Consider the following 12,595-nt stretch of genomic DNA (forward strand, 5'->3'; position numbering starts at 1 on the left):
TATTACATCCAAGCTCCAGCGACGAAAGATTTTTAAACGCTCACCCTTCCCTAATATCGGGCCCCGGTGGTGTAGCCCGGTCAAACATGCGGGCCTTTCGAGCCCGCGCCCCGGGTTCAAATCCCGGCCGGGGCACCAAAATTCTCTCACCCACCTTTCTAAGAGCAGCTTCACCACTGGAGACAAGCCCTCTTTGAAAAAGAGCCACCTCAACATGCCATTAATAAAACGAGACCTACTATAAGCCACCCTCAAAGGCCCCACAACCTTTAAATCCAAAGCTGCATGAATTTGAAATACCGGTCTTTAGACTTTCAGCTGCCTCCAAGCTCAGCACTCATTTTGGATGAGTGATTTTTACATCTCTATATTGTATCTCGATAGTTTTTTGTAATTTTGGAGATTTTCCAAACAATTATAACATATTGTCAAAATAATGCCGAAAATTTTTTAACATTAAAAGGAGACCCTCTATGGTGGTATTATGGTAGGTGTTGTCAAGACTGGAATAGAGGAGATTGATTCTGCCTTGGGTGGAGGAATAGTCGATATGGGGAATCTTTTGATATCCCATGACAAAAGGTCACTGGGATGGGTACTTGGTTTGAAGATATTCAAGAGCATGATTGATCAGGGGGCAATTGGAGTCATATTAAATACGACCCTACCAATTTCAAAGCTTCAATTGAGAACCAAATGTGCTGGATTGGATCTTGAAAAAGAAGGAAAAGCAGGAAAGCTTTACATAATTGACCTCTTCGGATCCAAGTACGATATCCCATACAATAGTCCGTACGTTATCCAGATAAGGGACTGGAGTGGCGATACAGGGATTCCAAAATTGCTTCAAATATATAGCAGACTATCATCACGAATCCCTGAAGGCTCAACTGTAGTTGGTCTAGCTGCGACGTTGGAAGGGCTCTACCATGAATTTGGAAAACAAACCATGGACAACCTGATAAGAGCCTCACTCGCCAGCTTTGAAAATGAAGTGGTAAATAAAGGCAGGAAAATTAATATTCTCACCATTGCACTCCTAAACAGAGAAGCTGTTCCCGATTATGTAACAGCATGGCTGTACAGTCTTAGTGACCAAATCATAGAATTCATTTCCAATACTGGCACTGCGGGTCTAGAGGAGACTATACTAATACCAAGATCCCTTGTCCCTGAGTTCCAACCGAGGCATTACACAATAAAGCTCTCAAAAGAACACAGGATTCAAGTTCTTTGATTTATTTTTTTGAATTCGGCATCCTATACAATCCCAATATTTTTTGCCGGAGTTAATGATGTAAATGAAAAGGCTTTTAACCTTTCATCCGTTTTCCCGCCCGATGGCCATGAAGACACTCGCCCAGGTTTTCAGGGAAGTTCTGCAGGAGAAGGGTATAGAGAGCTTCGGCGTGCTTTCAAAGCGCTACCGTAAGTCAAAGAATAAGCTCCAGGATGTGGCCGTGGATGTCCTTAACGGAAAAGGAGTCATAGCAGAAGTCCCAGAGCCAACGGTAGTTGCGTGGGATTTAAACGGGAACCGCGTTAAGGGCTCGCGCTACGCCTACGTGCCGGGCTGCATGGCGAAAAAGTTCAAGGTTCTAATCAGAGCTGAAGACCTGAAGGCCCGCATTCCGGAGTGGCCCTACTTCATAATTGACCTAATGCACTGGGACAAGCACACCCAGAAGGAAAAGGGTAAGATATGCCTTCAGGTGGCTCAGAGCTACGGCCTGCTGAGAGACTACTTCACAGGAAAAGAGCTGGCGGTAACCTGGGCGAACGATGAGTTCAAATCCATGTTCCACGGCCCGGTTGAGAGGATAACGACATACGAAGGATCTACCGCCAACTTCCTGAAAGAAGAGGGCATCGATGAGGTCGTACTCCTCGACCCCTGGGCGGAGGAAGTTCTGGGAGAGGAGGACTTCGACGTTAAGGCCTTCATAATCGGGGGAATCGTCGACACCGGTGGAACCAAGAAGAAGACCACGCCAAAAATCGGCGAAGAGCTTGAAAAGGAAGGAATAAAAGTCCACAGGAGGAAAATAGTCCTTAGGGGTGATGTCGTTGGCGTCCCGGACAGGATAAACAGAATCCTCGGCATAATCCTTAAGATGATGATTGATGGCAAGTCAATGGATGAGGCAGTCTACGAGTTCCAGGAGCCACTTCACGCACGCTGGCGCCTCAGAAAGGAGCTTCCAAAGCATGCGACTCGCTACATGATAAACGGCAAAGTTTACCGCGTCGTCGAGAAGGAGCTGTTTGACGAGTATTCCAAGTGGCTTAAGATACGCTGGGAGGACTTCGTAAAGGTTCTGCGCGAGTTAAATCTCGTCGCGCTCGAGAGGAAGCGGATGCACCACCTCAACAAGATTTCCAACCCTAGAATAATCAACGGCAAGCTTTACAGGGTCATACTTCTCAAGAAGGCCGCGATGCTGTGCTACAACTGCTAAAAAGCATAGAAAAATCTTAAGCCCCCTTCTTTTCTCTGAGCTCTCTAACGAGTTCCTCCAGGGACTTCTTGGCTTCAACTTTGGAGTAAAAGTCGTATTCTTTCTTTAGAAACTCATAGTGATCTCTCTCATCGTTTGCGAGTTCGCTCATGATACGTTTGTGTTCTGGATCTTCCAGCCTCTCCATGAGCACTATGTAGATAGCTTCCGAAAGCTTCTCGGTATCCATACCTATACGCAGTACAGTTAGATAATCCTCTACATTTTTAAGCCGGAAGTCTTTCTCCGCAAGAACCTCTGCCCAGCTATTCAAAGGCATATCTAATGGTTCTTCTCCGGGGAACAGACCCTCAAATATCGTCCGGACTCTCTTGTCGTGACTTTCCTCAATCTCAACGAACTCCTTGAATTTCTTTTTTGCGTACTCCTCAGGCATGTTTTGGTGCAGGAACGTATAAAGTCCCGTAGCGTCTCTTTCTCCTTTGATGATGTATGAAAGGATTTCTTTCAATGAGCGCTTGGATATTTCACGAAGAGTTTTCATGACGTTTTCGTTTATGCTGGCCTTTTCCATAAACATTTCCAGAGCCTTGCTCATATCACATCCCTGAAGGCAATTAGTGGGCACTTGTTAAAAAACTTTTTTCGAGGATACCGTGACCTGTAATATTTCCTACAACCTTGTATAATCAGTAGCACTGGCATGTTGACGCTAAGGACGAGCTTAAACGATAAAGTAACAAAATGGAAAGATTCAGAAGAACAGAATCACAGCGTCTCCAACGACGGCCGTTTCAACCTCTTCGCCATCGCTGAACACTGCCTTTCTCAGAACGATGTCGTCCTTGCTCAGTTCGACATCTTGTCCTTCAATCTCGAACTCGACCTTGCCGCTCTCCTTGAGGGCCTTGGCAACTTCCTCGGCGTTCTCCTTGAGGTAGGCGGTTATCTTTGGCACGAGCTTGCCGTAGCGCGGCCCTACTGTTCTGAAGTTGGGCTTTATCTCGATGATGCGCTCCTCGAGCTCTGGCTCGCCCTTGATTATCTCAAGCCTCTCAACGTTCATAGTTCCGGCGATGTCCTTTTCGATGGCCTTCAGCATCTCGTAGGAGTCGGTAGCGTAGACCGCCACGTGCTTGAGCTTGGCGTTGAGTGCTAAGCCGTGGCTGTTCTTGTAGCGCCTCATGACACCTACTATCTCCCTGGCCAGCTCGCCGAGCTTCTCGGCGTTCTCGTCAATCCTGCCTTCGTCGTACTTCGGCCATTCGAGGAGGTGGACACTCTTCGCTCCGATGCGTTCTTTGAAGAGGTTCTGGTAGAGCTCCTCGGTTACGTGCGGCACGAACGGAGCGAGCAGGAGCATGACGTTGTAAAGCAGTTCGTAGAGGGCTACCTTTGCCTTCAGCTTGCTCTCCTCGTCGTCGCCGTAGAGGCGGTACTTGATCATCTCGATGTAGTCGTCAGCGACCTCGTGCCAGACGAATGTTATCAGCTCCCTCGTGAGCAGGTTGAAGCGGTACTTCTCCATTTCCTCCGTGGCGAACTTGATGAGCCTGTGAAGTCTCGAGAGTATCCAGCGGTCAATCGGCTCCAGCTCGATTCCTTTTGCTGCCTCCGGATCAAAGCCTTCAAGGTGTCTCTCGGCGAAGCGGTAGATGTTCCAGACCTTCTGGAGGAAGCGGTAGTTGTAGTCAACAGTTTCCCACTTGAACGGGTGGTCTTCTCCGGGCGGCGCTAAGGCAGTCCAGAGTCTCAGGGCATCGGCGCCGTACTTCGGGATCACCTCATCCGGTGCAACGACGTTGCCGTAGCTCTTACTCATCTTCCTCCCGTCTGGACCAGCCACCATTCCGTTGATGAGGATGTCGTCCCAGGGCTTTTCCCCGGTGAGCACGTAGGTCCTGAATATTGTGTAGAATGCCCACGTCCTGATGATGTCGGTCCCCTGCGGCCTCAGAGCCGTTGGGAAGTTGTGCTTGAACCACTTCTCGTCCTTGCCCCACTTGGTGATGATGAGCGGCGTAATGCTCGAATCCACCCAGCAGTCGAGGACGTCAGTTACAGGCTCGAGCTCGGCACCGCAGACCGGGCACTTCTCAACGGGCGGCTTGTCAAAGCGCGGGTCAACGGGCAGGTCTTCCTCTCTGGCAGGAACTACGTGGCCGTTCTTACAGACCCAGAACGGGATTGGGGTTCCAAAGACGCGCTGCCTGCTTATAACCCAATCCCAGTCCATTGACTCGGCCCAGTCCTTGAGGCGGAGGAACATGTCGCTCGGATACCAGTTGATTTTCTCTGCCACTTTCACAATCTCGTCCGTGAAGTCCTTCACCTTTATGAACCACTGCTTCTTCGGCAGGAGCTCGATTGGGGCCATACAGGAGCTCCTCTCGGTGTGCCTCAGGACGCGGTGGGTTATCTTCTCCTTCTTGTAGAGAAGGCCCATCTTTTCGAGATCCTCAGCGATGGCCTTCCTTGCCTCCTCGGTCTTCATACCAGCGTACTTGCCGGCCCTTTCGTTCATGGTGCCGTCCTCGTTGATGGCTATGATAACCGGCAGGTTGTAGCGCTTCTGCCACACGACGTCCTGCTCATCGCCGTAGGTACAGTTGTAAACGGCACCGGTTCCAAAGGTCGGATCGACGTCCTCGTCGGCTATAACCGGCACTTCCCTCTCGAATATGGGGAGCTTCACCTTCTTGCCAACGACATCCTTATAGCGTTCGTCATCAGGATGCACGAAGACGGCAACACAGGCCGGCATGAGCTCCGGTCTGGTAGTGGCTATCGGGACGTAACCGGAGCCATCAGCAAGCGGGAGCTTGATGTAGTAGAGGAAGCCATCTTCCTCAACATAACCTACCTCGGCCTTGGCAAGGCTCGTCCTACATCTCGGACACCAGTAAACCGGGTGCTCGTCGCGGTAGAGCATGCCCTTTTTGTAGAACTCGAGGAGGGACTTCTGGACCGTTGCCTTGTACCAGTCGTCCATTGTGTGGTACTCCAGATCCCAGTCGGCGGAATAGCCTATCCTTATGAACTGGTTGCGCATGGCCTCGATGGCCTGCCAGGTCCACTCAACACATTTCTGAAGGAACTTCTCTGGCTGATCCTTGCTGATTCCGAACTCCTTCTCTACCTTCAGCTCGGTCGGAAGGCCGTGGTTGTCGAAGCCCTGTGGGAAGAGCACGTTGTAGCCGGTCATGCGCTTATAACGGGCCACAATGTCAATCCAGGTGTGGCTGAGCACATGACCAAGGTGGAGTGTTCCGCTTGTGAACGGGGGTGGAGTGTCGATCGCGTAGCTCGGTCTCTTCTCGTCGAGTTCGTATTTGTAGATTTTTTCATCCAGCCAGAACTTCTGCCACTTGGGTTCGATTTCCTGCGGGTTGTAAGTCTTCGGGAGCATCTTACCACCTACCTGAGGCTTTTTCAGTGATGATTTCCCTATCAGAAGGGACGTTTAAAAAGGTTAATCCCTTCGGTGGTGCCCCTAGAGTTTGCACTAACCCAGAAACCAAGAAGCGTGCACGAGCTTTAGTTTTCCCGAATCTTCCGATGGACGATAGGCACCACCGATGCCCCTAATGGTGCATAGCCTTAAAAGGTTTTCGTGACAACATTTGAAGGAAAGCTCAGATGAGGTGATTCCGTGGGTGAGCTCTACAGGAGCCTCGCGCGCTACTATGACGTTATCTATCGAGCGCGGCTGGAGAGGATCTCCCAGGAAATTGGCTTCGTCGAAAGAATCTTCAGGAACGACGCGAGGCGGGAAGTTAGGCGCGTTCTCGACATAGCTTGCGGAACCGGTGCGCCAACCCTTGAGCTTGTCCGGCGGGGCTATGAGGTTGTGGGTCTCGATATCAACGAGGAGATGCTGACTGTGGCCAGAGGGAAGGCCCAGAGAGAGGAGTTGAGCGTGGAATTCATGTTGGGAGATGCCGCGGCACTCGACTTCCAAGAGGAGTTCGACGCGGTGACGATGCTATTCTCGAGCATCCTCTACTTCGATGAGGACAGAATTAACGAATTATTTAATTCTGTAATTAAAGCTCTACGGACTGAAGGAGTCTTCGTCGCAGACTGGTCGAATTTGCTCTTCTACCGTGATGAGGGTCCCGATGTGAGAGAAGAGCGTGAAGGAAACGAGATCGTCGTGACAACGACATGGAGGGAGTTCGAGAACGCCAGCCAGAGGCTTCACCTTAAGCATCTTGTTCAGATAATCCATCCGGATGGTGAAGTCAAAGCCTTTTTCACTCACGAGAACCTGAACGTTTACACCGCCAGGGAAATGCGCCTGCTTGCTGAGAAGCACTTCGACGAGGTTAGAATTTATGGCGACTTTCAGAGAGCTTCCGGCGAATGCGTGGAGACTCTGGCTCGTTGGAATCAAAGGCCAAGCTCCCTGAATGCCTCAATAAGCCTCTCATTCTCCTCCCTCTTCCTCACGCTGAAGCGGACGTACTGAGGCAAACCAAAGCTCGTGCAGTCGCGGACGGCTATTCCTTTACGTTTGAGCGCTTCAACGACCGCCTTTGCATCCCCAACACGCTTGATGAAGAAGTTGGCATCGCTTTTGATGTCCAGGGCCTTTTCCATCCGCTCCTTCTCGCGCCAGATTAGAGGCATCGTTTTCTTGAGATGCTCGAAGCCGTCCTCGATGAGGAACTCCAAAAAGGCGTAGCCGAGCGAGCCTATACTCCAGGGCATGCGGACGCTTTTAAAGGCCTCCTCAAAGCCGATGACGTAGCCCACCCTTATCCCGGGCAGCCCGTAGCTCTTGGTGAAGGTCCTGAGCTTCACGAGGTTTTCCCCTTCTGGACTTTTCGCTCCTTTGACGAAGTCTATGAATGCCTCATCAAGTATAAGGAGCGCGCCTTTGTCTTCGACGGCATCGAGAAGAGGCCTGAGCCCCTTTGGCGAGTAGAACTTGCCGTCGGGGTTGTTGGGGTTGCAGAAGAAAACGATACTCTCGTTCTCTACGAGTTCGGCGAGCTTCTCTGGATCGTTTGGGCCTGGTATGACCTCGGCCCCGAAGATTTTCGTCACCCTCTCGTATTCCCCGTAGGTGTGGCGCGGGATGATGACCTTCCTTCCCTTTAGCGCGAGGATTCCGATGAGGTAAAGGGCCTCGGTTATGCCTGCCGTAACCGTGACGGGTTTTCCGACGAGTTTGGAAAGCTCCTCCTCAAGCCCCCTGTAGTATGGGTACCTATTGCTGATAGATTTCGCCCTTTCAAACATCTCACCGGTCCACTCTGGCAGATACGGATTGAGCGAGGCAGAGAAGTCGAGCAAACCCTCTTCCCTCGCCCCTCCGTGATAGGTTGAGAATCTCACGGGTTCAAGCATGGACACACCCCCGTTAAGAGCAGTAGCAACACGACAGCTATCCACTCTCCCACGACAATCCAATAAATCCTCAGCGCCCGCCTTATATCTTCGAGCGTCGGCTCCCTGCCTTCAAAGTGATAGACCCCTTCTTTCTTAAGCCATACTCCGAGGACGGCGCTCATAGCTGCTATGGGCTTGTCGGCATTTATCTTAAACTTCGCCTTCCCCCAGTATTCGAGAACCTTTCTCGGACTGAGGGGCAGGAAGAGCAGAACGGTAATGCGGGCTGGGATGAAGTTGAGCAAATCGTCAAGACGCGCTGCAAACTTGCCAAAATACTCGTGCCTTTCATCGCGGTAGCCTATCATGGCGTCCAGAGTATTCACAGCACGGTAAACAAGAGCTCCTGACAGGCCGAAGAGGAGATAGTAGAAGAGCGGAGCAACGATGCTGTCTGTGATGTTCTCTGCGAGGCTCTCTATGGCCGCTGAATTGAGATGAGCCCTATCGAGCTTTGAGACGTCCCTGCTGACTATCCAGCCCACGTACTTCCTCTGCTCTTCTATGTTGTCCCTCACCGTGTTCTCCACGTGCTGGGCGAGGCTTTTAATCGCGAAGGAGCTTTTTAGAAGGTAAACGCCCAGGGCGAAACCCAGCCACTCTGGCAGAAGCTCCGGAAGCTTGGAGAGGGCAAAGGCGAAGGTGATGACAAAGAGAGAAGCAGAGGTTCCGGCGAGAAAGTCCAAAATCGAGCTTCTTCTTCTGTATATCCCATCAAAGAGACCGATTAGCCTGCCGAACCAGACGGTGGGATGGACTAATGCTGGCGGTTCGCCGAGGAGGAAATCCCAGAGGAGCGCAACCACAAAAGTTACTAAAGCTTCCATTCTCCGAGGGCCTCCTTTACCTGGGTGTATTCACTGAGCATCTCCTCGTTAGGTTCCCTCAAGCCCCTGCGCACGTACCAAGCGGGGTGTCTTAAATAAGTTGCATCAAAGCCAAGCCTTTTTAGGGCCTTCTCCGCCGTCCTGCCGATGGCAAAAATAGCTTTTGGCTTCAGGATCTCAAGCTCCCGTTGGAGGAGACTGAGCTCCCGTTCGTCGAAGCCCTTAAGCTTATTCCCTGGCGGGTTGCACTTCACGACGTTGGTGATGTAGACAAAGTCTGGGTTAATCCCTAGAGAAAAGAGGGTCTTCCTGAGCAGCATTCCCGAGGTGTCGCGATAGAAGCATATTCCAGTTAATCCACACCCCTTCCTCCCAGGCGCTTCGCCTACAAGGACAATGCCCGAACCGACCCAGCCATTGGCGAAGGGCAGACCATCGAAACTCCTGACCTCGAGCTGATAGCTGTAATACTCCTCGTGGCAGAACTTCAGCGGTTCGCGGAGAAACTCCCGGTAAAGGGCCTCAAGCTCTCCTGAGACTTTCTCATCCTTCATATCGACGACAAGGAAGCGTTGCTCCGGATTGTAAATCGTCCTCGCGTAGAGGCCGTAAACCTTCTCCTCGAGGTTGAGAAAGTCTCGCCAGTCCCTGAGGAAGAGGGGCTTAGTCTTAAGGTTTCTTGGATTTACATAGACCTTTCCAATCTGCTCCAGCTCGTCAAGCTTCAGCAGCATAAAGGATAAAACATCCAAGGCGTTTATAATTCTGGTGGTGACATGGGGACGAGAAAGTGTCCCTTCTGCGGAGGGACTATGGTGCCGAGCAAAACTGACTTCCTTGGGCACGCCCAGTACTTCTGGGTCCCGCCCTGGAAGAGCAGACTGACAGGCTTCCTGAAGCCGGGAGTAAAGGGCAGGCCCTGGCTCTGCATCGACTGCGGCGCGGTTGTGGCGTACGTTGATGAAAAGAAGCTTTCAATCCTCCGCGAGGAGTACGAGCAGACAAGGCTGGAGGGTTCAACTTGAAGGGCATTGCCTTCTTCTCCGGCGGCAAGGACGGGCTTTATGCAACTTATTTGGCCCAGAAAAGCGGCATAAGTGTCCCGTATTTCCTTGTCCTGAAGACCACCATCGGAGTCTCGCCACACTATGAGAACCTGAGCGAGCTGGAAAAGCTCGCTGGGGCTATGGGAAAGGGGCTTCTGATCTTTGATATGGCAAAAGGGAGCGAGGCTTTAGCTGAATTCATCGGCTCACTCGGCGTCGATTACCTCATCGCGGGAGATGTGCTTCTCGAAGACCACCTGGAGTGGATCGAAAGGCTGGCCGAAGGAGCGGGCGTTAAAGTCTTGGAGCCTCTATGGGGCAGGAACACGTTTAAGCTCGCGAGAGAGATACTAGAAGCGGGATTTGAATACGCGATAATCGCGGTCAACAAAGAGAAGCTATCCAAGGAATGGCTCGGCTACACCTTCCGCTCGGTTGAGGATTTGGAGCGCTTCCTCGATGCAAACCCCGGCATCGACCCCCTCGGCGAGTTCGCTGAGTTCCACACAGCGGTCTTAAAGTGCCCGCTGTTTGAGGGAAGTTTTGAGCTGAAGCCGCTGAAGGTGGAGGAGAGCGAGACCTACTGGTGGATGAAGTTCAGGCTGGTGAGAAAATGAGAGCCGGAGAAACCCTCAGAAAACTTGAATCAAAAGGCATAACCCTTGAAAAGATGCTCGATACTGCGATGGAGCTCTACATCGGTGAAAATGCCAGAGACGTTAGAAAACTGCTGAAGGAGACGATGCTCCGTTATCTTGACGACATCAACGTTCAGTCTCTGCTCATGGCGGCGCTCCTCCTTGAGGAGAACTTCGAGGTTGAAGGTGACCCCGTGAACTTAGTAGCCGATGAGCTCATTGGAATAAGCATAGCAGAATACATCGGCGGTAAAATGGCCCTTTTCAACTTCTTCTACTATGACACGAGAAAGCCCGGAATACTGAAGGAGCTGCCACCCTTTCTGGACGACGCAGTAGGCGGCTTCATAGCGGGCTGCATGACGAAACTCCTTTCGGAGGACTGAGTCATGAAAAACCTCCTCCCCTTCCTGACACGGGTGCCAATCAAGGGCGACTTCGAGAAAGTTCGCGAGGAGCTCTGGGCCTTTCCACTTGTCGCTTTGGTGAGTTCGGCGCTCCCAACGCTTGTCCTCTACTTAAAACTTCCCCTTTCGAACGTCCTGGCGGTTTTGGCGCTCTACTTCACCATCGGCCTTCTCCACCTTGACGGTCTGGCGGACTTCGCCGACGGAGTTATGGTCAAAGGCAATCGCGAGAGGAAAATAAAGGCAATGAAAGACCTGAACACCGGAATAGCGGGTCTCTTCGCGGTGGTCATGGTTCTGTTCCTACAGGTCTATTCCCTCCAGCTCGTTCCTTTCTACGCCATCTTTCTAGCGGAGCTAAACTCAAAGCTCGCCATGCTCCTCGCGCTGGCAACCAGGAAACCGCTCGGCCAAGGGCTTGGGGCCTACTTCATGGAGAGGATGAACAGCGGCCAGCTCCTCGGTGGGTTCATCTTCTACGCCATTCTCCTCGTCCCTGTAGTTGTCTACGAGCAAAATGCCCTGGTCTCGCTCCTTGGTCTGGCTTTCGGAGGTTACGCCATCAAAGTTGCCCTCGACAACTTTGGCGGAATAAACGGCGACTGCATAGGTGCAATAGCGGAGATAACGAGGGCTGGGACGCTTTTGGTTGTGGCGTTTGCGGGAGCTTACTTGGGCGGCTGAACACCCGGGATAATCACGAGCTCGTCCAGCTCCCTGTCTTCCATTGCCCCGTAGGGGATGTAGCCCCTTCATGAGCCTTCTCGATGAAGTCGAGGATCCTCACGAGATTTTCTTCGCTACTACTTCTGTCATCCACGTAGTCAACCACTAAAACAAGCTTTCCGGCCTTAACAACCGTGTCCAAGTAAGGCACCTTCTCGTCCCTCCAAGGGCTCGGCTTAAGGCCGTCGTAAAAGACGTCCTCACTGGCCCAGCCGGAAATCGTCTTCAAAAGTCTGCCGTCATCATATTCAAGGAGTTGCTCACCGTTTTGGGGGATTATCAGGAAATCCTCACCGGCCTTCGAGCGCGTGTAGTTTGCTATTTCGAGTATGAACTCGATCATCTTCCGGGCCGTCCAGTTCTCATCATAGCCATTCTCGCCCCAGTACTCGAACTCGTCAACTTTATCAAGGTAAACCCCCGCAAAGCCTTGCGCAATGATCCTGTCGAAATATTCAAACATTATCTCCTTCCACTCATCATCCCAGTATTTTACCGCGTAGTTCCCCTCCCAGTTGGGATTCTCCGGTCCGAGCCAGGCAGGAGGTTTTTCTTTCCACTCCTCTTTCCAGTAGAAGCGATAGTCCTCAGCCTCGCCGATGCTGATGTAAGCTATCGGAACAACCCCCGCGTTTTTAATCAGATCAATCTCCTCACCGCTGTAGGCAGTTTCATCGCTTCCGTCACGCGAGTAGTCCATGACGATTAAATCAAAGCCACTCTCTGCTATAACCAGGGAACTCGCGTTCTGAAGCCAGTAGGCCCAGCTGTTGATTATCAGAGAGGTTAAATTCTGTGATTCGTTGAAAAAAACACTAGAAGTGATTTCAGTTTCATTAGATGAAGGTGTCGGGGCTTCTGTTTGATTGAGGTTTTTTATGATAGTCTCAGTGGAGAAGGCCCGAGTTGATGTTAAGGGACGGGAGGAGAAAGTTGAGTTTGTGTTCCCGTTGAAGTAAGAAGGCTGTACTGGACTTGAGGTTGTTTCATTGGGTTGGTAACCCTGATAAGTGTCTAGGAGACAACCCCCAACCAGCAGCACAGCAACGAGAATCACAATGGGTATATATCTTTTAACTTCTGGCATAAGCCCAA

At 51.4% G+C, this 12,595-nt stretch carries 13 protein-coding genes and 1 tRNA gene; 8 read left to right on the forward strand and 6 right to left on the reverse strand.

Annotation, left to right across the window (positions count from 1 at the left end):
* The first annotated feature begins 60 nt into the window (after positions 1-60).
* From TON_RS03465 to trm10, 3 genes are all read left to right on the forward strand, one after another.
* Positions 61-138: transfer RNA gene (locus TON_RS03465), tRNA-Glu, on the forward strand.
* 346 nt (positions 139-484) lie between these two features.
* A complete protein-coding gene (locus TON_RS03470; RefSeq protein ID WP_012571633.1) occupies positions 485-1,237 on the forward strand; it encodes a hypothetical protein in 753 nt (250 codons plus the stop codon).
* Positions 1,238-1,346: 109 nt separating this feature from the next.
* On the forward strand, positions 1,347-2,459 hold the full coding sequence (trm10, locus tag TON_RS03475; RefSeq protein ID WP_048055152.1) for a tRNA (guanine(9)-/adenine(9)-N1)-methyltransferase: 1,113 nt from the start codon (positions 1,347-1,349) through the stop codon (positions 2,457-2,459).
* Positions 2,460-2,475: 16 nt separating this feature from the next.
* Here the strand turns inward: trm10 and TON_RS03480 are convergent, their stop codons facing one another.
* Together TON_RS03480 and TON_RS03485 are read right to left on the reverse strand one after the other, a co-directional pair.
* On the reverse strand, positions 2,476-3,057 hold the full coding sequence (locus TON_RS03480; RefSeq protein WP_012571635.1) for a ferritin-like domain-containing protein: 582 nt from the start codon (positions 3,055-3,057) through the stop codon (positions 2,476-2,478).
* A gap of 156 nt (positions 3,058-3,213) precedes the next feature.
* Positions 3,214-5,868: a valine--tRNA ligase gene (locus TON_RS03485; protein WP_012571636.1), complete on the reverse strand. Its 2,655-nt coding sequence runs from the start codon at positions 5,866-5,868 to the stop codon at positions 3,214-3,216.
* A gap of 243 nt (positions 5,869-6,111) precedes the next feature.
* Here TON_RS03485 and TON_RS03490 point away from each other — a divergent pair, with 243 nt between their 5' ends.
* Positions 6,112-6,930: a class I SAM-dependent methyltransferase gene (locus TON_RS03490; protein ID WP_012571637.1), complete on the forward strand. Its 819-nt coding sequence runs from the start codon at positions 6,112-6,114 to the stop codon at positions 6,928-6,930.
* Here the strand turns inward: TON_RS03490 and TON_RS03495 are convergent.
* Genes TON_RS03495 through TON_RS03505 form a run of 3 tightly spaced genes read right to left on the reverse strand, consistent with a single transcriptional unit; the run spans position 6,852 to position 9,417 of the window.
* Positions 6,852-7,814: an aminotransferase class I/II-fold pyridoxal phosphate-dependent enzyme gene (locus tag TON_RS03495; protein ID WP_012571638.1), complete on the reverse strand. Its 963-nt coding sequence runs from the start codon at positions 7,812-7,814 to the stop codon at positions 6,852-6,854. The two genes, TON_RS03490 and TON_RS03495, sit on opposite strands and share 79 nt — an antisense overlap.
* A complete protein-coding gene (gene cbiB / locus TON_RS03500; protein WP_012571639.1) occupies positions 7,799-8,683 on the reverse strand; it encodes an adenosylcobinamide-phosphate synthase CbiB in 885 nt (294 codons plus the stop codon). Before cbiB ends, TON_RS03495 begins: the two co-directional genes overlap by 16 nt.
* Positions 8,671-9,417 (reverse strand): uracil-DNA glycosylase family protein, encoded by a 747-nt coding sequence (locus TON_RS03505; protein WP_012571640.1) that lies wholly within the window; start codon positions 9,415-9,417, stop codon positions 8,671-8,673. The genes cbiB and TON_RS03505 overlap by 13 nt, the downstream gene beginning before the upstream one ends.
* 42 nt (positions 9,418-9,459) lie before the next feature.
* On the opposite strand from TON_RS03505, the gene TON_RS03510 reads away from it, so the two are divergent.
* The 4 genes from TON_RS03510 to cobS are packed head-to-tail and all read left to right on the forward strand — an operon-like array spanning position 9,460 to position 11,458.
* Positions 9,460-9,708, forward strand: coding sequence for a hypothetical protein (locus tag TON_RS03510; protein ID WP_012571641.1), 249 nt, complete (start codon positions 9,460-9,462; stop codon positions 9,706-9,708).
* Positions 9,705-10,346: a PAB0415 family putative ATP pyrophosphatase gene (locus TON_RS03515; protein WP_012571642.1), complete on the forward strand. Its 642-nt coding sequence runs from the start codon at positions 9,705-9,707 to the stop codon at positions 10,344-10,346. Before TON_RS03510 ends, TON_RS03515 begins: the two co-directional genes overlap by 4 nt.
* Positions 10,343-10,753 (forward strand): alpha-ribazole phosphatase CobZ, encoded by a 411-nt coding sequence (gene cobZ / locus TON_RS03520; protein ID WP_012571643.1) that lies wholly within the window; start codon positions 10,343-10,345, stop codon positions 10,751-10,753. Before TON_RS03515 ends, cobZ begins: the two co-directional genes overlap by 4 nt.
* 3 nt (positions 10,754-10,756) lie before the next feature.
* The gene (gene cobS / locus TON_RS03525) at positions 10,757-11,458 is read left to right on the forward strand and encodes an adenosylcobinamide-GDP ribazoletransferase (protein WP_012571644.1); all 702 of its coding nucleotides are present in this window, start codon (positions 10,757-10,759) and stop codon (positions 11,456-11,458) included.
* A 13-nt stretch (positions 11,459-11,471) separates the two neighbouring features.
* Here the strand turns inward: cobS and TON_RS03530 are convergent, their stop codons facing one another.
* Complete coding sequence (locus tag TON_RS03530) at positions 11,472-12,587, reverse strand: MJ1477/TM1410 family putative glycoside hydrolase (RefSeq protein WP_012571645.1); 1,116 nt, start codon at positions 12,585-12,587, stop codon at positions 11,472-11,474.
* Between the last annotated feature and the right edge of the window lie 8 nt (positions 12,588-12,595).

The organism is Thermococcus onnurineus NA1, from assembly GCF_000018365.1.
GTDB lineage: Archaea > Methanobacteriota_B > Thermococci > Thermococcales > Thermococcaceae > Thermococcus > Thermococcus onnurineus.